Raw genomic sequence first — 17,023 nt, forward strand, 5'->3', positions numbered from 1 at the left:
CAGTGGTGAACTCCCTCAGGACCAGCGGCGCTGTGGACGCCTTGCCGACATAGCCTCCGGCGGGCGGGTCGGAGCCTTGCGAACCGTTCGTCCGGGCGGCTCCGCCGCCCGTTCCTCCACCCCGGAACGGCGCGGGCTCCCAGCCCATCGCCCTTAACGCACGGCCTAAGCTCGCTCCACGGGGCGCGCGACTTGAGGCCGGGCTGTGGGGGCCTACGCTCGCCGCGCCGCGGCTCGCTGCTTGAGGCGCGGAGGCGCTCGCGATCCGCTCTGCGTTGAGGGTTCGACCCCCTCCCGCTCATCCCGTTCCCGCCGCGACAAGATCGCAAGGCCCTGCACCCTTCCCTGCCACGGAACGGGGGGATTATGGAAGCGGGCCTACCTGTGGCGGGCTGGGGACGCTGTATTTTTGGGAAGCGGAACGGAATCAGCGGGTTGTCGGGGCGGGATATGCTGACAATCGGCGGATTGTCAGCAGTCCAAGCCGCCCTCCAACAGCTATCGTCATTCCGGCGGAGGCCGGAACCCAGCGGCGCCACAGGCGAAATGGTTCAGCCGCCCCTGCCCGCGACAGGTTCGCGCTCACGCGCGCCGCTGGGTTCCGGGTCTCCGAGCCGCTGCGCGCCTCTCCGCCCGGAATGACGATAGCGGGGGTGGCGCTCAAGTCTCCCAATCGGAGAGGGGCTGTCAGCGCGATAGCTGCGCGTCCAGACGCTCCACCACCGCGACGAAGGCGGCGACCTGGGCGCGCAGGTCGAGCTCCTGGACCGCGGCCGGCGTGCAGACGGCGAGCAGGACCGCGGCGGCGGCGAGCGAACGGACCAGTATGGAACCCCCTTGAGACGAAGAGCCATAGCTAGCGCGCCGGAGGGAGGCGCGCACGTTACAATGCGGTCAGGCGGAACCGGGGTGAACCCCGTCAATACCGGAGCCGAGACGACCGGAGGTCTGAACCTCCGCGATCAGCGCCCTGAAGGCGTCGAGTTGGCCGGGACCGAAGCATCGCAGCGGGAGCACGTGGTTTCGCCCCGGCGTCACGGCGAAGATGAAGCGGTCCTTCTCCTCCACGACCCGCACCACCGCGCGCCAGTCCAGGCTCTGCTCGCCAAGGGCGTACATGATCCGCAGGCCGTTCTGGTCGAACCGCCATCGGCTCGCTGCATCACCGAGCGGAGCGGCGAGAGTGGCCCGACCAATGCGGCGGTTGGCGATCAGTCCAAGGCCGAGAAGCCCATAGACCGAAACGAGCAGACAAACGGCGATCCGGAAGAACCCCTCCGGCTCGGAAAACCACCAGGCGACGGCCATGGTGATCACGAACAGGGCGGCGAACCAGCCCCGCACCACATAACCCCACCACCTCGCCACGGGCCAGGCGCCGTAGACGGGTCTCATTTCGCGGGGCGTCTGCCGGACGTCGAGGATCTCGATCATGGCTTCAGGTCTTCAGCCGCCAGCCGGACTTGAACACCGCCCAGCAGGCCCAGGCCATGACGAGGGCCAAGACCCCGCTCATGACCGTCCCGACCAGCAGATTCCCCTCGGCGTTTTCCACCCCGATGAACCCGGCCCGGAAGCCGTCGATCAGATAGAAGAAGGGGTTGAAATGGCTGATCGTCGAGAACGGCTCGGGCAGGTTTTCGACGAGATAAAAGGTGCCGCTGAGGAAGGTCATCGGCATGATGACGAAATTCTGCACCGCGGCCAGCTGGTCGAATTTCTGGGCCCACAGGCCGGCGAAGACGCCCAGCATGCCCATGATCAGACAGGCCAGCAGGCCGAACCACAGGATCAGGCCAAGGCTGGCGACCTCCAGCCGGGCGAAGGGCATGACGCAGATCGCCGTCACGATCCCGACGACCAGGCCGCGCGTCGCGGCGCCGAGGGAAAAGCCGATGGTCAGCTCCAGCGGGCTGAGCGGCGGGGTCAGGAAGTCGGTCGCCGTATTCATCACCTTGGCCTGGATCAGGCTGGAGGAGGCGTTGGCGAAGGCGTTGTTGAGCATGGCCATCATGATCAGGCCGGGGGCGACGAACTCGGGGAAGGCCGTGCCGTGCAACGGGGCCCGCGTGCCCTGCAGCGCGACCACGAAGACCAGCATATAGAGCAGGGTGGTGACCACCGGCCCGGCCACCGTCTGGGCCCCCACCTTCCAGAACCTCCGCACCTCGCGCAGGTACAGGGTCTGCACCCCGATCCAGTTGACGCCGGCATAGCTGCGCGGCTGCGGCAGTCCGGCGGGGCGGGTCGAGGTCAGGTCGGTCATGGGGGGCAGATGCGCTGACGGCCGCGGCGGCGCAAGGGGGTGGGGCGTGGGGTGTTGGGCGTGGAGGATCGGGGATGGGGCCCATCCTTCTGATCCGGGTCCCCGAGACCCCAGACCTTGAACCCCACACCCCACACCCCAGCCCCCATTAACCACACCACATCTGGTTCCTGTGGACGGACTGATTCGCACATCTTGCGTCCGGTAAGGGCTCGTTTACGATTAGTGGTAGGTCGAGGCCCCGGGAGGGACGTCTGGACCCCATATATTGAATCCGAGACCCGGAGGGTTGGCTATGACCGCAGGCTGGACAGAAGACCGCGTCGGCGCGCTGAAGAAACTCTGGCTCGAGGGCCAGTCGGCCAGCCAGATCGCCAAACAGCTGGGCGGGGGCGTGACCCGCAACGCGGTCATCGGCAAGGTGCACCGCCTCGGCCTGTCGGGCCGGGCCGCCCCGTCGCAACCGGCGCGCGCCACCTTCCGACCCTCGCGTCCGCGTCCGGCCCAGCCGACCCAGGCGCCGTCGGCCCCGCGCCGCATCGAGGCCGTCCAGCCACGCGCCGTCTCGGCCCCGTCGGTCCCCGCCCCCATGCCCGACCTGCCCGGCACCGCCACGGTGATGACCCTGGGCGCCCATATGTGCAAATGGCCGATCGGCGACCCGTCGTCGACCGAGTTCAGCTTCTGCGGCCGCCGCGCCTCGGAAGGCGTCTATTGCGTCGAACACGCCCGCGTCGCCTACCAGCCCCAGGTCAAGCGCGGCGCGACGGACCTGGCCCGCTCGCTGCGGCGCTATATCTGACCCCTTTCAGCCATACGGCTGTCATCAACGGCTCCTAGAGAGCCGCCTTCCGCCTCCGGGCCGCATGCAGATGCGGCCTTGAGTGCAGGGGCGGGGCTGCGCTTTTCCGGGTTGACGCAGCCCCTCACCCCCTGAGTGTCGAGTGGTGGAGAGTGACGAGTGGCGAGCGAACTCGCCAGCGGAACCATCCTCCCTCGCCACTAACCACGCGCCACTCGCCACTGATCCTCAGTTCAGCACCCGCCGATCGCCCGGCACATCGAGGCTGAACGCTGGAATGGCCGCCTCGAAAGTGCGCCCGGTGGCGTCGGTCATGGAATAGCCGCCCGCCATCGAACCCGAGGCCGTGCCCAGCGGACAGCCCGAGGCGTAGGAATAGCTTTCGCCGGGCTTGATGACCGGTTGTTCGCCGATCACGCCGGGACCGCGCACCTCGTCGACATGACCGCGCGCGTCGGTGATGACCCAACGCCGGGCCATCAGCTGCACGGACACGCCGGTCAGGTTGACGATCTCGACCTGATAGGCCCAGACCCAGCGCCCGCCGTCCGGGTCGGACTGGCCGGCCAGATAGCTGGGCCGCACGCGGACCACGACCCCCTCGGTTTCGGCTTCATAGGCGCGCGTATCGTGCATCCGCCCATGGTCGCGGAACGCCAGGCCACGTCAAGCGTGACCGTACCCCTCTCGGAAGAGGAGACGCGGCGAAAAATCGTGTAAGCGGGACGGATGCAGTCTTTCGAACACACGATTCCGGGCATCCTGCCCTGCCAGTCCATCGAGGCCCTGATCGCCGGCGGCGCGATCGCCTCGGACACCCCCTTCGACGCCGATCAGGTGCAGCCGGCCAGTCTGGACCTGCGGCTGTCCGACGAAGCCTGGCGCGTGCGCGCCTCCTTCCTGCCCGGCCAACGCAAGGTCACCGACCGGATCGCCGACGTGGCCATGCACACCATCGACCTGTCGGGCGGCGTCGTGCTGGAGCGCGGCTGCGTCTATATCGCCCGGCTGCAGGAGCGGCTGTCGCTGCCGAAGGGGCTGATCGCGCGGGCCAATCCGAAGAGCTCGACGGGGCGGGTCGATGTCTTCGTGCGCCTGCTGACCGACCGCGGCGCCAGTTTCGACGACGTGGCCGAGGGCTATGAGGGCGCGCTGTATCTGGAGATCTCGCCCCAGACCTTCCCCATTCTGGTGCGGCCGGGCACGCGGCTGAACCAGCTGCGGCTCAAGGCCGGCGAACCGCCCAAGCTGGAGACCCGCAGCGTCGGCGTCGAGCTTCAAGGCGGAGAGGGTTCGATCGTCGGCTTCCGCGGCCGCCGCCACGCCGGTGTGGTCGATCTCGACAATATCGACGGCCACGACCCGCGCGACTTCTGGGAGCCCCTGACCCTGCGCCGGGGGGAACTGCTGCTGGATCCGGGCGAGTTCTACATTCTGGCCTCGTCGGACGACGTCGAAATCCCGGTCGACCAGGCCGCCGAGATGACCCCGATCGATCCGTCGGTGGGCGAGTTCCGGGTCCATTACGCCGGCTTCTTCGATCCCGGCTTCGGCACCGACGAGGCGCACGGGGCGGGGTCGAAGGGGGTGCTGGAGGTGCGCACCCACGATACGCCCTTCCTGCTGGAACACGGCCAGATCGTGGCCCGGCTGGTCTATGAACCCCTGACCGAACGGCCGACGCGGCTGTATGGCGAAGGCGGCAGCCACTATCAGCGGCAGGGGCTGAAGCTGAGCAAACACTTCAAGCCGTGGTGAGCTGGGGGCTCACTCCAGCCGGTCGGCCTTTCTAAGCGCCGGGAACCACCTCGCCCACAGGCCGGTCGCGGCCAGCGCCCCGATGCCGCCGTACACCGCCGCCCCGATGGGGCCGAGGAAGCGCACCGCTACGCCGGACCAGGCCTCGCCCAGTTCGTTGGAGGCGCCGATGAACAGCATCGAGACAGAGCTGACCCGACCGCGCATGTGATCGGGCGTGGCGAGCTGGATCAGGGTCTGACGGATGTTGACGCTGATCATGTCGGCCGCCCCGCCGAGGAACAGCACCGCGCCGGACAGCCAGACGCTGGTCGACAGGCCGAAGGTCAGGGTGCACAGGCCGAAGACGGCCACCGCCGCGAACATCCATTTGCCGCCGTGCCGCACGATGGGGAAGCGGCTCAGGTAGAGCGCCATCAGCAGGGCCCCGGCCCCGAAGGAGGCGCGCAGCAGGCCGAAGCCAACGGCCCCGACATGCAGGATGTCGCGGGCGAAGATGGGGGTCAGCAGGGCGACCCCGGCCAGCAGCACCACGATCAGATCCAGCGAGATGGCGCCGAGCACGACCTTCGTGTTCCAGACATAGGCCAGACCTTCCTTGACCTGATCCACCGGTGAGATCCGCGTCGGCGAGGGCGCCGGTTTGCCGCTGGTCCGGATCAGCAGCAGGCTGCCGATGCCGACCGCGAACATCGCCAGGGCCGAGGCGTATGCCAGCGGCACGGAGAAGCCGACGACGACGCCGCCAAGAGCGGGTCCGGCGATGGCCCCGGTCTGGAAGGCGATGGACTGGGCGGCGATGGCCGGCGGCAGGGCGCGGCGTCCGACCACCATGGGCAGGAAGGCCTGGCTGGCCGGGGCGAGGAAAGCCCGCGCGGCGCCAAACACGGCGGCGACGGCCAGCAGGCCCCACAGCGGGGGCGATCCGTGGAGCGCCATGAGCAGAAAGCCGAGGGCGCAGCCGGCCTCGACCATGACCGACAGGGTGACGGTGTTCTTGCGGTCGCGCCGGTCGGCGAGCGCCCCGGCGGGCAGGGTCAGGGCCAGCAGCGGCAGGAACTGGCACAGGCCGACGAGCCCCAGATACAGGCTGGCCTCGGCGATGGGGTGATCGCGGCGCGCGATCTCATAGACCTGCCACAGCAGGGCCGAGGACTGGATCTGGATGCCCAGCACCGCGGCCACCCGCCCGACCCAGAGCAGGCGGAAGTCCCGGATGGCCCAGGGACTGGTCGGTCCCTCGGGCGGCGGCGGGGGCTGGACCGGTTCGGTCGTCTCGATGGTTTCGGTCACGTGCGGCGGTCGACTTTCGGATACGGCGTACCGTCGCGGTGGAAATAGCCTTCCCCGCGGAAGACCATGTCGATGTCGGGATAGTCGCCCGAATCGCCGCCCGGCGTGCGGGTTCCGACCTCCAGAATCACGACCTCGGCGCCGGAGCGGTTCTGCAGCACATGTCCGTTGGGCACGCCCGCCTTCCAGCCCGCGCAATCGCCGGCGACCAGCACCGTCTCGCCCTCATCCTCAACCAGTACGACCTCGCCTTCCAGCACCCAGACGAACTCGTCCTCGCCCTCGTGCCAGTGTCTCTGGCTCGACCAGGCCCCCGCGGGCAGGCGCAGCAGATTGACGCCGAACTGGTCCAGCCCGACCGTGTCGCCCAGCCGCCAGCGCCGGCGCGGCTTGCACGGGCCGGCGAATTCCTCGGGATAGCCCGTGCCGTGTCCGGTGGGGGCGTTGTCAATGTCGATCTTTGGCATGGGATGGCGCCTTCTCGCAGTCGTTCGAACCCCGTAAAGCACAGCCATATGAGCGTCGCATCAACTCCGGTTATCGATCCTGTCGCCCTGACCCGCGACCTGATCCGCAGACCCTCCGTCACCCCCGCCGACGAGGGGGCGATGGATGTGCTGGAACGCGCCCTGACCGGCCTCGGCTTCCACTGCCGCCGGATGAAGTTCGAGAATATCGAGAACCTCTACGCCCGACGCGGAACCGCCTCGCCGAACCTTTGTTTCGCCGGCCACACGGATGTAGTGCCGACCGGCTCGACCGAGGCCTGGTCGTCCGGCCCATTTGAGGCCGAGGTGAAGGACGGCGTCCTCTACGGCCGCGGCGCGGTCGACATGAAGAGCGGCATCGCGGCCTGGGTGGCGGCGGTTTCACGGGTGCTGGCCGAAGGGGATGTTCCCGGCTCCCTGTCCTTCCTGATCACCGGCGACGAGGAGGGGCCCGCCCTGCACGGCACCAAACGGGTGGTCGAGACCCTGATGGCCGAAGGCGAGGTCATCGACGCCTGCGTCGTGGGCGAGCCGTCGTCATCCGAGGTGCTCGGCGACATGATCAAGGTCGGGCGCCGCGGCTCGCTGAACACCTGGATCACGGTCCACGGCAAACAGGGCCATGTCGCCTATCCCGACCGCGCCGCCAATCCGGCCCCGGTGATGGCGAAACTGCTGGCCCGGCTGGACGCCCATATCCTCGACGAAGGCTATCCCTCTTTGAACGCTAACGTCACCCGCGCGGCGGGTGACTGCTTGAGTGTGGGGTTCCCGCCGTCGAACCTCGAGATCACCACCATCGACATCGGCAATCCGGCGACCAACATCATCCCGGCCGAGGCCAAGGCGCGGCTGAACATCCGCTTTAATCCGAGCCACACCGGCGACGAACTGATCGCCTGGCTGAACGCCATGGCGGGCGAGGCCCAGGCGGCTTCGGGGCTGCAGATCACACTGGAGCATCTGTGCTCGGGCAACGCCTTCCTGACCGAACCGGGGCCTTTCGTCACGGCCGTGCAGGACGCGGTCGAGACCGCTGTCGGCCGTCGCCCCGCAGCCTCGACCACCGGCGGCACCTCGGACGCCCGCTTCATCCGCGCCATGTGTCCGGTGCTGGAGCTGGGACTCGTCGGCCAGACCATGCACCAGATCGACGAGCGCGCGCCGGTGGCAGAAATCGAGGCCTTGGCGGAGGTCTATCGCACGGTGATCCGGATATTTTTCGAGCGGGCGTAGCGGTCCCTTGTCATCCTGTGTATTGGCGCGGCCCGATGCGGCGATACACAGGGATGACAAGAGCGCTACGCCCACGATCAGGACAGCACGTTCAAGCCCAGCAGGGCGGCTCCGAACATCGCTCCGAAGGCCACGAGAAAATAGAACACCTCACGCAGCTTTCCGCCCCGGCGTTCCAGCGTCATCGGCGGCAACTGAACAGGCAAACCCCTCATGGCCCTCTCCTGTACGACCGGAGAAGGATGCGCCGGGTTTCTTGCCGAGGGATTGAGAAACGTGGTTGCCGCCTTTCCTCCCCGTGACGAAGTCATGGGGAGGGGGACCGCGAAGCGGTGGAGGGGCTGGCGCCGCAGGACTGCTATCGCCCGCTGACCGCCGCCAGAATTCCCGCCAGTACGCCGTCGATATTGTCCCGGATCGCCAATGCCGGATAGCGCAACACGGTCACCCCTTCTCCATTGAGCCATGCGGTCCGACGCTGGTCATGCGCGATCCGCTGGGGCGTATCGTGAACGGCCCCGTCCACCTCGATCCCCGTCTTCGCCGACGGACAGTAGAGGTCGAGGATGTACGGCCCGATCGGATGCTGACGCCTGAAACGGATGCCTGCGAGCTTGTGGCCCTTGAGGCAAGGCCACAGGCGGGCTTCCGGCGGGTCAGACTGCGCCGCATCCGTGCGGCTCGCTGGTAGGTGATTGGTTCCGAAGGCACGAGCCCTTCCACCGCTTCGCGGTCCCCCTCCCCATTCGCAAGAGCGAACGGGGAGGAAAGATCGTCCGCCGTCTACTCCCGCTCCAGAAACCGGAGTGCGCTGAGCACATGGGCGCGGACGCCGACCGGCAGCACCGCCTCATTGACGTCGAAGCCCGGCGAATGGTTCGGCGGGGAGGTGTTGGGGTCGACCCCGTCCTTCGACGCGCCGAGGTGATAGAAGACCCCCGGCACTTCCTGCGACAGATAGCTGAAGTCCTCGGCCACGGTGGTCGGCGGGGTAGCCGGATTGACGTTCCCCGCCCCCGCCGCCTCGGTCAGCACCGGCGCCAGCCAGGCCGAGAGCGCCTCGTCGTTGAACGTCAGAGCCGCGTTCTGGCGCACCGAGAATTCGGCCGTGGCGCCGTAGGTCTCGGCGACATTGTCGATGGCGATCCGGGTGCGGGCCACCAGATCGTCACGCTGGGCGATGTCGAAGGTGCGCAGGGTGCCCGACAGGGTCGCATCCTCAGGGATGATATTGTAGCGCACCCCGGCGTCGAGGGTGGCGATGGTGAACACCGTCGGCGTCGTGGTTGGATCGATGGTTCGCGCCGTCAGGGTGTTGATGGTCTGGACGATCTGGGCCGCCACGGCGATGACATCGACGCCCTTCCACGGCCAGGCCCCGTGGGTCTGGCGGCCGTGCAGGGTGATGTCGACCCGGTCCGACGCCGCCATGAAGCCGCGCGGGCGGTAGAACAGAGTCCCCGGCCGCCCCGGCACGACGTGCAGGCCGAAGATGGCCTCGGGCCGCGGATTGGCCAGCGCCCCCTCCTGGATCATCAGCCGGGCCCCGCCCAGCGGCTCTCCCGGAGGCGCGCCCTCCTCGGCGGGCTGGAAGATGAAGACGATGGTTCCCGGGATGTCCTCGCGCATACCCGCCAGCACCTCGGCGGCGCCCATCAGCATGGCGATATGGGCGTCATGGCCGCAGGCGTGGGCCACCGGCACGGTGGCGCCCATATAGGTCCCGGTTACGGTCGAGGCGAACGGCAGGTCGGTGGCTTCCAGCACCGGCAGGGCGTCCATGTCGGCCCGCAACGCCACGACCCCTCCGGGCCGTCCGCCGCGCAGCACGCCGACCACGCCGGTCTTGCCCACCTCGGTGCGGACCTCCATCCCCAGCGAGCGCAGGTGTTCGGCCACCAGGGCGGCGGTGCGGGTCTCGGCGAAGCCCAGTTCGGGATTGGCGTGCAGGTCGCGGCGCCAGGCCACCACCCTGGGCATCTCCGCCGTCACCGCCGCTTCGATCCGGCCCAAGGCGACCGGCCCTGCCCCATCGTCCCCCGTCTGCGCGTGGGCCAGTCCGGCGGACAGCGCCAGTGAGAGGGCGGAAACGGCGAGCAGTCGGCGGATGGTCATGGCGGTACCCTGTGTCCGAGAACCGCCACCGTGCGCGGACGGGTGGGCCAGGCGCAAGGGTTGAAGCGCACAAAGCGCCCGCGTCGGGTGACGTCCGGCGTCAACGGGCCTAGGCTGCGGCGGTGAACCTGCGCTCTCCCGCCTTCGCCATCCTGTTCTGCGTCAGCCTGATCGCGGCGGCGGGAAATATGGCGCTCCAGTCGGTGTTGCCGGCCATCGGCCGCGAGTTCCGGTTGTCAGACACCCTGGTCGCCGGCGCCTTCGCCATCTCGGCCCTGATGTGGACCGTCGCATCGCCCTTCTGGGCGCGGCTGTCCGACACCCTGGGCCGCAAGCGGGTCATGATGATCGGGCTGGCGGGCTTCGTCGTCTCGATGAGCGGCTTCGGCCTGGCCGCCACCTCGGGGCTGGAACAGTGGCTCGGCGCCGGGTTGGCCTTCGTCCTGATGGGGGTGGCGCGCACCATCTATGGCGTCTTCGGCTCGGCCGCGCCGATCGCCTCCCAAGCCTATATCGCTGACCGCACGATGCCGGAACAGCGCACCCAGGCCATGTCGCTGCTGGCCTCGGCGCAGGGGCTGGGCACGGTGATCGGCCCGGCGCTGGCGCCCTTCTTCGTCTTGCCCCTGATCGGCCTCGCCGGTCCCATGTACGCCTTCGCCCTGTTCGGGGCGGTGGTGCTGGTCGTGGTTTGGCGCAAACTGCCAAGCGGCGAGGTGGTGCGCACCCCTTCGGCCAGCGGACGGCAGGGCGACGTCGGCAAGGGCCTGTGGAAAGATCCGCGCGTAAGGGGTTATCTGCTCTACGGCCTGTTCGTCACCGGGGCACAGGCGGCCAACATCTCGGTGCTGGGTTTTCACGTCATCGATGAGTTGTCAGTCGCGGGCATCGCCGTCCGCGAGGCCCAGCCGTTCATAGGCATCGCCATGCTGGCCGGCGCCGCCGCCACCCTGATGGCCCAGTGGGGGTTGATCCCCCTGCTGAAACTGCAACCCCCGGACCTGATGCGCTGGGGCGCGGCCCTGGCCCTGGTCGGAAATCTGATGAGCATCGCCGCCCCGGGCTATTACGGGGTCGTGGTCGGTTACGCGGTCGTGTCGATGGGCCTCGGCTTCGCGCGGCCGGGTTTCACCGCCGGATCGTCGCTCTCGGTCGGCCCGCACGAACAGGGCGCCATCGCCGGCCTGATGATGTCCCTGGCCGGTCTCAGCTTCCTCGCCCCGCCGGTGATCGGCGTCGCCCTGTACGAGCTGGCCGAACCGGCGCCCTTCATCGCCAATGCCGTGCTGCTGGCCGCCGCGACCGCCCTGTGTTTCCTGAACTCGACGCTTCGCGCAGGGCCGCCCGATCTGCCAGACCGCGACGAGACGCCTTCGCGCGAGACACCGCCTGCGTCCCAACCGGGTCCGGAAGGCAATCGCTGACCACCGGGAGCGTCTCCAGGCCTTTTCCCGGGCCCAAAGCCGTGGCAGAGCGAGGCCATGGACATCGCCCGTATCGAGCGCCGTATCGGCGTGCGCGCAACCCCCGACCAGATCTGGAGCCTGATCGCTGACCTTCCGGGCTGGGACCGCTGGAATCCGGTCGAGACCGGGCTTGAGGGAACGATCGCCTTCGGCGCCGGCATCGCCCTGACCGAGAGGATCGAGGGCCTGCCCGAGCGCCGGGCCGTGGCCCGCGTCGGCGACTGGCAGCCGTATTCACAACTGGTCTGGGCCGAGAACCGCGGCCTGTGGTTCCGTTCGATGCGCTATTTCGAGATCGAGCCGCTGGACGAGCCGAACAGCTGCATCGTGGCCAATGGCTTTATCTTCTCCGGCCTGCGCGGCGAGATGTTCTTCGACAGGAACCGCCGTCATCTGCGCCACGCCGTCGACGCCGTCGCCGAGGCCTGGAAGGGTGCCGCCGAAGCCTGATTCAGCCCCCCGCGCCGGCCGCCATCGTGTCCTGGATGCTGATGATAGCCGGGGTCAGGATGACGATGAACAGCACGGGCAGGAAGAACAGGATCATCGGCACGGTCAGCTTGGCCGGCAGGGCCGCGGCCTTCTTTTCGGCCGCCGACAGCCGCATCTCCCGGTTTTCCTTGGCCATGGTCCGCAGCGCCGTGCCCAGCGGCGTGCCGTAGGTCTCGGCCTGGGTCATGGCCGTGGCGACCGACTTTACGCCGGGATGGTTGGTCCGTTTGGCCAGCCCATCATAGGCCATTCGGCGGTCCGGCAGATAGCTGAGCTCAGCCGACAGCAGGGTCAGCTCCTCGGCCAAATCGATGGACGAGCCGCCGATTTCCTGGCTGACCTTCTGGATCGCCGCCTCGATCGACATGCCCGCCTCAACGCAGATCAGCAGCAGGTCCAGCGCGTCGGGAAACGCCTGCATGATCGACGTCTTCCGCTTCGATATGCGGTTGGCCAGAAAAATGTTTGGCGCATAGAAGCCGATCACCGCCGCGAACATGGTGGCGGTCAGCCGTGTCATGAACGGTAGGCCGAAATCGTTGAAAACGAACAGGTAAAAAGCCGTGATCGCGAGGAATACAAACGGCATGGAGAAGCGGAAGAAATAGAAGGTCGTCAGCGGCTTGGGCCCGCGATAGCCGGCCTGGGCCATCTTGTCGGCGACCTTGGGGTCTTCCAGCAGCTTGGTCAGATTCAACCGTTCGACGACGCGCTTCTTGAAGCCTTCGTCGGTGTGGCGGAGGTTCTGGGGGCCGCTGTTCTGCGCGGCGATGGCCTGACGCGACCGCCGCTTCAGCTCCTCGCGCCGCACCGCCACGGCCTTCAGACGGCCCTCCAGCTTGGCGCCGCCGCTGAATGAGCCGAGCAGGGTCATCAGGGTGGCGAACACCAGCACGCCCACGCCGAGGCTCAGCAGGTTCTGGACGTTGGTGAAGAAGTCGACCATTGGACCCAACCGTTCCCTAGAACTTGAACGCGATCATTTTCTTCATCACGAAGACGCCGAAGGCCATCATCGTCACGGCGATCAGCAGCATGAACTGGCCCCGCGGATCGGTGAAAAGCCGGGCCATGTAGGCGGGCGTGGTGATGCTGACGAGGATCATCACCGCGGGCGGCAGCGAGCCGATGATGCCGGCCGAGGCCGTCGCCTCGGACGACAGGGCCTTGATCTTCTCGCCCATCATCTTGCGGGCGCGCAGCACCACCGAAAGGTTGTTCAGCGCTTCGGCCAGATTGCCGCCGGTCTTCTGCTGGATGGCGATGACGATGGAGAAGAATTTCAGCTCCGGCGTCGGCATACGCTCGTACATCTTGTCCAACGACTGGGCCAGGGTCAGGCCGACGCCAAGGCCCTCGACCAGTTTCTGGAACTCGGCTCCCAGCGGCTGGGGGCTCTCGCGGGCGATGATCTTGAAACAGTCATGGACGGGCAGACCCGACTTGATGCCGCGCACGATGACGTCGACGGCGTCTGGGAAATGGCCGGAGAATTTCTTCATCCGCCGCTTGCCGAGGAAGCCGACGACCCAGCGCGGAAGACCGAGGCCGAGGACGACGCCGGCCCCGAGGCCGATCAGGATGTTCAGCCCGAACAGCAGCGGAAGCAGGAAGGCGATGACGCCGAGCACGCCGCTGATGATCCAGAAGGTCGAGACCTTGGTGGCGAGACCCGCCTGCTTCAGCTTCGCGGCGAGACTGATCCGCGCCTTACGCTCCGCCCGCTCTGACTCCTGCAGCTGCTGCATGATCTGTTTGCGGCGCGCCTCAGGGGTGTTGGCCGCGGCCGCCTTCCTGGCCGCCGCGTTGTTCTGCTTGGGTCCGCCGAAGGTCTGGGCGCGCTTGACCGCAGCCTCGCTGGAATCGCCGCCGCCGACGAAGGCCCAGCCCAGTCCCCCGATGGTGATGAAGGCCAGAACCGCCGCGAGGATGGGAAGCATCCGCCCTACTCCGCCGCGTCGAGGGCTTCGGCCAACTCGCGCTCCAGCCCGTAGTAGCGGGCGCGGTCCCAGAAGCGGGGACGGGCGATGCCGGTCGACCGGTGACGGCCGATGATCTTGCCGTGCTCGTCCTCGCCGGTGATCTCATAGACGAACAGATCCTGGGTCACGATCACATCGCCTTCCAGCCCGACCACCTCGGTGATGTGGGTGATGCGACGCGAGCCGTCGCGCAGGCGCGCCGCCTGGATGATGACGTCAACCGAGCCGACGATCATCTCTCGGATGGTCTTGGACGGCAGGCCGTAGCCGCCCATGGTGATCATCGACTCCATCCGGCTGATGGCCTCGCGCGGGCTGTTGGCGTGCAGCGTGCCCATGGAGCCGTCGTGGCCGGTGTTCATGGCCTGCAGCAGGTCGAAGGCCTCGGGGCCGCGGACCTCGCCGACGATGATCCGCTCGGGACGCATCCGCAGGCAGTTCTTGACCAGATCCCGCATGGTGATCATGCCCTGGCCCTCGAGGTTGGGCGGGCGGGTTTCGAGGCGGACCACGTGCGGCTGCTGCAACTGTAGTTCGGCCGCGTCCTCGCAGGTGATGACGCGCTCTGTCGGGTCGATGAAGGCGGTCAACGTGTTCAGCAGGGTCGTCTTCCCCGAGCCCGTGCCGCCCGAGATGACCAGGTTGCAGCGCGAGGCGCCGATGACGCCAAGCACACGCGCGCCTTCGGGACTGATGGAGGAATACTCCACCAGATTCTTCATCGTCAGCTTGTCTTTCTTGAACTTCCGGATCGTCAGCGTCGGCCCGTCGATGGCCAGAGGCGGGGCGATGACGTTGACGCGGCTGCCGTCTGGCAGTCGAGCGTCGCAGATGGGGGAGCTCTCGTCCACGCGGCGGCCGACCTGCGATACGATCCGCTGGCAGATGTTCATCAGCTGGTTGTTGTCGCGGAAGCGAACATTGGTCAGCTGGACCTTGCCGTCGACTTCGATGAACACCCGGCCCGCGCCATTGACCATGATGTCGGCGATGTCGTCGCGCGCCAGCAGCGGTTCCAGCGGGCCATAGCCAAGGACGTCATTGACGATGTCCTGGACCAGATGCTCCTGCTCGGCCACCGACATGGAGACGTTCTTGATCGCCACCAGCTCGGCGACGATGTCGCGGATTTCTTCAGACGCGGCCTTGGTGTCGAGCTGGGCCAGCTGGGCCAGGTCGATGGTGTTCATCAGGGCGTTGAAGATCGTGGTCTTGGTGGCGTGGTAGTAGTCCGACTGCTCGCGGACGATCTCCGCGACGGCCTGGGCCTTCTTCAGCTGTTCGAAGCCGGGCGTGGCCTTGGGGCCGGGTGCGTTCCGGGCGGGCGCGGGCTCGGCTTCGGGCCGGGGGCGAGACGCGAGGGCGTCGAGACGGTCGGCTGCGGGGGACGCCGGTTTGGCGGCGTAGGATTCCGCCTTGCGCGAGGCCGCCTGCTGCTGCGCGGCGTCCGATTCGCCGCCGAAGGCGAAGGCATCAACCTGAACGCCGGGCGACGGCTGCACGACGGGTGCGGCTTCGGGCGCGGGCCGCGGGGCGGCGGCGACATGGCCGGGCTGACCTGTGCGCTTGCCGAACACGCGTCAGGACTTCTTCTTGAACAGGCCGGAGAACATGGACTTGCCTTCGGCCTTGCCGGACTTGCCTTTCGGCCCGGCGATCAGCGGCAGTTCGCGACGCGAGACGATCTGGGCCAGCGTCTGGAAGGCCTCGGCGGCCTTGGACTTGCCGCCGGCGTCCAGGATCATCTGGCCGTTGTTCGCCGCCGCGCCGAAGGTTTTGGGGTCAAACGGAATGATCAGGCTGGGATGAACCCCCAAGGCCGCGCCGAAATCCTTGGCCGGAATCTCCGGACGTCCAGGGACGCCGACCTGATTGAGCACCAGCCGCGGCGGCGCGTCATTGGGCCTGCCCTGGCGGATCAGGTCGATCATGTTCTTGGCGTTGCGCAGACTGGCCAGATCAGGCGTCGCCACGATCACCACCTCATCGGCGGCGATCAGGGTGCGGCGCATCCAGCCGGACCAGAGATGCGGCAGGTCCAGCACCACAAACGGCGCGGTCGAGCGGATCTGGGTCGTCACCTCCTCGAACGCTTCCGGGGAGATATCCCAGTCGACGTCGAGCGTCGCCGGAGCGGCGAACAGGCTGAGCTTGTCGGTGCAGCGGACCATCATCCGGTCCAGCAGCACGGGATCAAGCCGGTCCGGTTGGCTGAGGGCGTCGGCGACGCCGCTCAGCGGATCCTGATTGAAGTCCAGACCGGCGGTGCCGAACGGCAGGTCATAGTCGACGATGACGGTATTGGCGCCGATCCGCTCGGACATTGCATAGGCGGTGTTGTGGGCGACGGAGCTGGAGCCGGTGCCGCCGCGCGCGCCGACGAAGGCGATCGACCGGCCGACGAAGGGCTGGGCCGGATCGGCGAACAGACCGCCGATGGCCGAGATGAGCTGCAACGGCTGCAACGGAGCGACCAGATACTCACTGACGCCGCGCCGCATCAGCTCACGGAACAGAAGGATGTCGTTGGTGGCTCCGACCACGACCACCTTGGTGCCGGCGTCGCACACTTCAGCCAGTTGATCGACTTCCCACAGCAGCGTCTGCGGGTCTTTCATGCATTCGACCACGATCAGCGGCGGGGTCGGCTCGTGCCGATAGGCCTCGACCGCCGCGGCGACGCCGCCAATGCGGATCTGGGTCGTCGCCCGCGACAGCCGGCGATCCTGGCCCGCCCGCTCGGCGGCGGCCAGGGTGTCCTGGCGCTCGGCGAAGACATGGATGGCGATGCGCGGAACCGATACCTCGGCGGTGTGGCCGCCGCTCAAGACGGGCGAAAAGGCCGCCGCGGCGCCGGCGACCAGGTCGCCGACAGGGTTGAACCCGACGCCCTGCGTGGACCCATCGGCCGACAGGTGTTCGAGGACAGGTTGGGCGATCGCAACCGGGGCTGTCGGCGTAGTAAATTGCAACGCCTGCCGTTGATCGACGACGACCTCTTCGAAAGTCTCCAGATCGACATTGGCCTCAGCCGGAATGACGGCTCCGGGCGCGGTATAGCCCGCGTCGAGGTCGAACTCGTCGTCGAACTCATCAAACGGCCGGGGCGCAAAGGCGTTGGTCAT

The 17,023-nt window shown here is 67.8% G+C and carries 18 protein-coding genes; 5 read left to right on the forward strand and 13 right to left on the reverse strand.

The genetic code is table 11. The features are described from left to right. Nucleotides 1–687: 687 nt before the first annotated feature. Genes Q8K49_RS01885 through Q8K49_RS01895 form a run of 3 tightly spaced genes read right to left on the reverse strand, consistent with a single transcriptional unit; the run spans nt 688 to nt 2,266 of the window. Nucleotides 688–882: a hypothetical protein gene (locus tag Q8K49_RS01885; RefSeq protein ID WP_305303734.1), complete on the reverse strand. Its 195-nt coding sequence runs from the start codon at nt 880–882 to the stop codon at nt 688–690. A gap of 12 nt (nt 883–894) precedes the next feature. Next, nucleotides 895–1,434 (reverse strand): YcxB family protein, encoded by a 540-nt coding sequence (locus Q8K49_RS01890; protein WP_305303735.1) that lies wholly within the window; start codon nt 1,432–1,434, stop codon nt 895–897. 4 nt (nt 1,435–1,438) lie between these two features. Beyond that, nucleotides 1,439–2,266 carry an ABC transporter permease gene (locus Q8K49_RS01895; protein WP_305303736.1) on the reverse strand — a complete coding sequence of 276 codons (828 nt, stop codon included), beginning with the start codon at nt 2,264–2,266 and terminating at the stop codon, nt 1,439–1,441. Nucleotides 2,267–2,561: 295 nt separating this feature from the next. Here Q8K49_RS01895 and Q8K49_RS01900 point away from each other — a divergent pair, with 295 nt between their 5' ends. Then, a complete protein-coding gene (locus tag Q8K49_RS01900) occupies nt 2,562–3,068 on the forward strand; it encodes a GcrA family cell cycle regulator (protein ID WP_305303737.1) in 507 nt (168 codons plus the stop codon). Nucleotides 3,069–3,296: 228 nt separating this feature from the next. Here Q8K49_RS01900 and apaG read toward each other — a convergent pair whose 3' ends face one another. Further along, nucleotides 3,297–3,704: a Co2+/Mg2+ efflux protein ApaG gene (gene apaG / locus Q8K49_RS01905; protein ID WP_305303738.1), complete on the reverse strand. Its 408-nt coding sequence runs from the start codon at nt 3,702–3,704 to the stop codon at nt 3,297–3,299. Nucleotides 3,705–3,797: 93 nt separating this feature from the next. Here apaG and Q8K49_RS01910 point away from each other — a divergent pair, with 93 nt between their 5' ends. Beyond that, the gene (locus Q8K49_RS01910; protein ID WP_305303739.1) at nt 3,798–4,826 is read left to right on the forward strand and encodes a 2'-deoxycytidine 5'-triphosphate deaminase; all 1,029 of its coding nucleotides are present in this window, start codon (nt 3,798–3,800) and stop codon (nt 4,824–4,826) included. A gap of 9 nt (nt 4,827–4,835) precedes the next feature. Here Q8K49_RS01910 and Q8K49_RS01915 read toward each other — a convergent pair whose 3' ends face one another. Beyond that, nucleotides 4,836–6,119 carry an MFS transporter gene (locus Q8K49_RS01915; protein WP_305303740.1) on the reverse strand — a complete coding sequence of 428 codons (1,284 nt, stop codon included), beginning with the start codon at nt 6,117–6,119 and terminating at the stop codon, nt 4,836–4,838. Next, nucleotides 6,116–6,586 carry a cupin domain-containing protein gene (locus Q8K49_RS01920; protein WP_305303741.1) on the reverse strand — a complete coding sequence of 157 codons (471 nt, stop codon included), beginning with the start codon at nt 6,584–6,586 and terminating at the stop codon, nt 6,116–6,118. Before Q8K49_RS01920 ends, Q8K49_RS01915 begins: the two co-directional genes overlap by 4 nt. A 48-nt stretch (nt 6,587–6,634) precedes the next feature. Between Q8K49_RS01920 and dapE the strand changes: the two genes are divergently transcribed. Then, nucleotides 6,635–7,843 carry a succinyl-diaminopimelate desuccinylase gene (gene dapE, locus Q8K49_RS01925; protein ID WP_305303742.1) on the forward strand — a complete coding sequence of 403 codons (1,209 nt, stop codon included), beginning with the start codon at nt 6,635–6,637 and terminating at the stop codon, nt 7,841–7,843. Nucleotides 7,844–7,920: 77 nt separating this feature from the next. Here dapE and Q8K49_RS01930 read toward each other — a convergent pair whose 3' ends face one another. From Q8K49_RS01930 to Q8K49_RS01940, 3 genes are all read right to left on the reverse strand, one after another. Beyond that, on the reverse strand, nt 7,921–8,058 hold the full coding sequence (locus tag Q8K49_RS01930; protein ID WP_305303743.1) for a hypothetical protein: 138 nt from the start codon (nt 8,056–8,058) through the stop codon (nt 7,921–7,923). Nucleotides 8,059–8,201: 143 nt separating this feature from the next. Further along, nucleotides 8,202–8,483 carry an endonuclease domain-containing protein gene (locus Q8K49_RS01935; RefSeq protein ID WP_370867719.1) on the reverse strand — a complete coding sequence of 94 codons (282 nt, stop codon included), beginning with the start codon at nt 8,481–8,483 and terminating at the stop codon, nt 8,202–8,204. A 143-nt stretch (nt 8,484–8,626) separates the two neighbouring features. Continuing rightward, nucleotides 8,627–9,958, reverse strand: a complete 1,332-nt coding sequence (locus tag Q8K49_RS01940) for an amidohydrolase (RefSeq protein ID WP_305303744.1) — start codon at nt 9,956–9,958, stop codon at nt 8,627–8,629. A gap of 122 nt (nt 9,959–10,080) precedes the next feature. Here Q8K49_RS01940 and Q8K49_RS01945 point away from each other — a divergent pair, with 122 nt between their 5' ends. Both Q8K49_RS01945 and Q8K49_RS01950 read left to right on the forward strand, forming a co-directional pair. Further along, nucleotides 10,081–11,382, forward strand: coding sequence for an MFS transporter (locus Q8K49_RS01945; protein ID WP_305303745.1), 1,302 nt, complete (start codon nt 10,081–10,083; stop codon nt 11,380–11,382). A 57-nt stretch (nt 11,383–11,439) separates the two neighbouring features. Next, the gene (locus tag Q8K49_RS01950) at nt 11,440–11,874 is read left to right on the forward strand and encodes an SRPBCC domain-containing protein (protein WP_305303746.1); all 435 of its coding nucleotides are present in this window, start codon (nt 11,440–11,442) and stop codon (nt 11,872–11,874) included. A gap of 1 nt (nt 11,875) precedes the next feature. On the opposite strand, the gene Q8K49_RS01955 is transcribed toward Q8K49_RS01950, so the two are convergent. From Q8K49_RS01955 to Q8K49_RS01970, 4 genes are read right to left on the reverse strand one after another with little or no spacing between them, the layout of a single operon-like run. Next, nucleotides 11,876–12,862, reverse strand: coding sequence for a type II secretion system F family protein (locus Q8K49_RS01955; RefSeq protein WP_305303747.1), 987 nt, complete (start codon nt 12,860–12,862; stop codon nt 11,876–11,878). A 16-nt stretch (nt 12,863–12,878) separates the two neighbouring features. Continuing rightward, nucleotides 12,879–13,856: a type II secretion system F family protein gene (locus tag Q8K49_RS01960; RefSeq protein ID WP_305303748.1), complete on the reverse strand. Its 978-nt coding sequence runs from the start codon at nt 13,854–13,856 to the stop codon at nt 12,879–12,881. A gap of 5 nt (nt 13,857–13,861) precedes the next feature. Then, a complete protein-coding gene (locus Q8K49_RS01965) occupies nt 13,862–15,475 on the reverse strand; it encodes a CpaF family protein (RefSeq protein ID WP_305303749.1) in 1,614 nt (537 codons plus the stop codon). 3 nt (nt 15,476–15,478) lie between these two features. Continuing rightward, nucleotides 15,479–17,023 (reverse strand): CpaE family protein, encoded by a 1,545-nt coding sequence (locus Q8K49_RS01970; RefSeq protein ID WP_305303750.1) that lies wholly within the window; start codon nt 17,021–17,023, stop codon nt 15,479–15,481.

Origin of the sequence: Brevundimonas sp. (assembly GCF_030682035.1) — a bacterium.
Lineage (GTDB): Bacteria > Pseudomonadota > Alphaproteobacteria > Caulobacterales > Caulobacteraceae > Brevundimonas.

Excerpts from the sequence above, each read along its gene's own strand:
- Q8K49_RS01890 (WP_305303735.1), bottom strand. The coding sequence starts at position 1,434 with ATGATCGAGATCCTCGACGTCCGGCAGACGCCCCGCGAAATGAGACCC.
- Q8K49_RS01895 (WP_305303736.1), bottom strand. The coding sequence starts at position 2,266 with ATGACCGACCTGACCTCGACCCGCCCCGCCGGACTGCCGCAGCCGCGC.
- Q8K49_RS01900 (WP_305303737.1), top strand. The coding sequence starts at position 2,562 with ATGACCGCAGGCTGGACAGAAGACCGCGTCGGCGCGCTGAAGAAACTC.
- apaG (WP_305303738.1), bottom strand. The coding sequence starts at position 3,704 with ATGCACGATACGCGCGCCTATGAAGCCGAAACCGAGGGGGTCGTGGTC.
- Q8K49_RS01910 (WP_305303739.1), top strand. The coding sequence starts at position 3,798 with ATGCAGTCTTTCGAACACACGATTCCGGGCATCCTGCCCTGCCAGTCC.
- Q8K49_RS01920 (WP_305303741.1), bottom strand. The coding sequence starts at position 6,586 with ATGCCAAAGATCGACATTGACAACGCCCCCACCGGACACGGCACGGGC.
- dapE (WP_305303742.1), top strand. The coding sequence starts at position 6,635 with ATGAGCGTCGCATCAACTCCGGTTATCGATCCTGTCGCCCTGACCCGC.
- Q8K49_RS01930 (WP_305303743.1), bottom strand. The coding sequence starts at position 8,058 with ATGAGGGGTTTGCCTGTTCAGTTGCCGCCGATGACGCTGGAACGCCGG.
- Q8K49_RS01940 (WP_305303744.1), bottom strand. The coding sequence starts at position 9,958 with ATGACCATCCGCCGACTGCTCGCCGTTTCCGCCCTCTCACTGGCGCTG.
- Q8K49_RS01950 (WP_305303746.1), top strand. The coding sequence starts at position 11,440 with ATGGACATCGCCCGTATCGAGCGCCGTATCGGCGTGCGCGCAACCCCC.
- Q8K49_RS01955 (WP_305303747.1), bottom strand. The coding sequence starts at position 12,862 with ATGGTCGACTTCTTCACCAACGTCCAGAACCTGCTGAGCCTCGGCGTG.
- Q8K49_RS01960 (WP_305303748.1), bottom strand. The coding sequence starts at position 13,856 with ATGCTTCCCATCCTCGCGGCGGTTCTGGCCTTCATCACCATCGGGGGA.
- Q8K49_RS01970 (WP_305303750.1), bottom strand. The coding sequence starts at position 17,023 with ATGACCAACGCCTTTGCGCCCCGGCCGTTTGATGAGTTCGACGACGAG.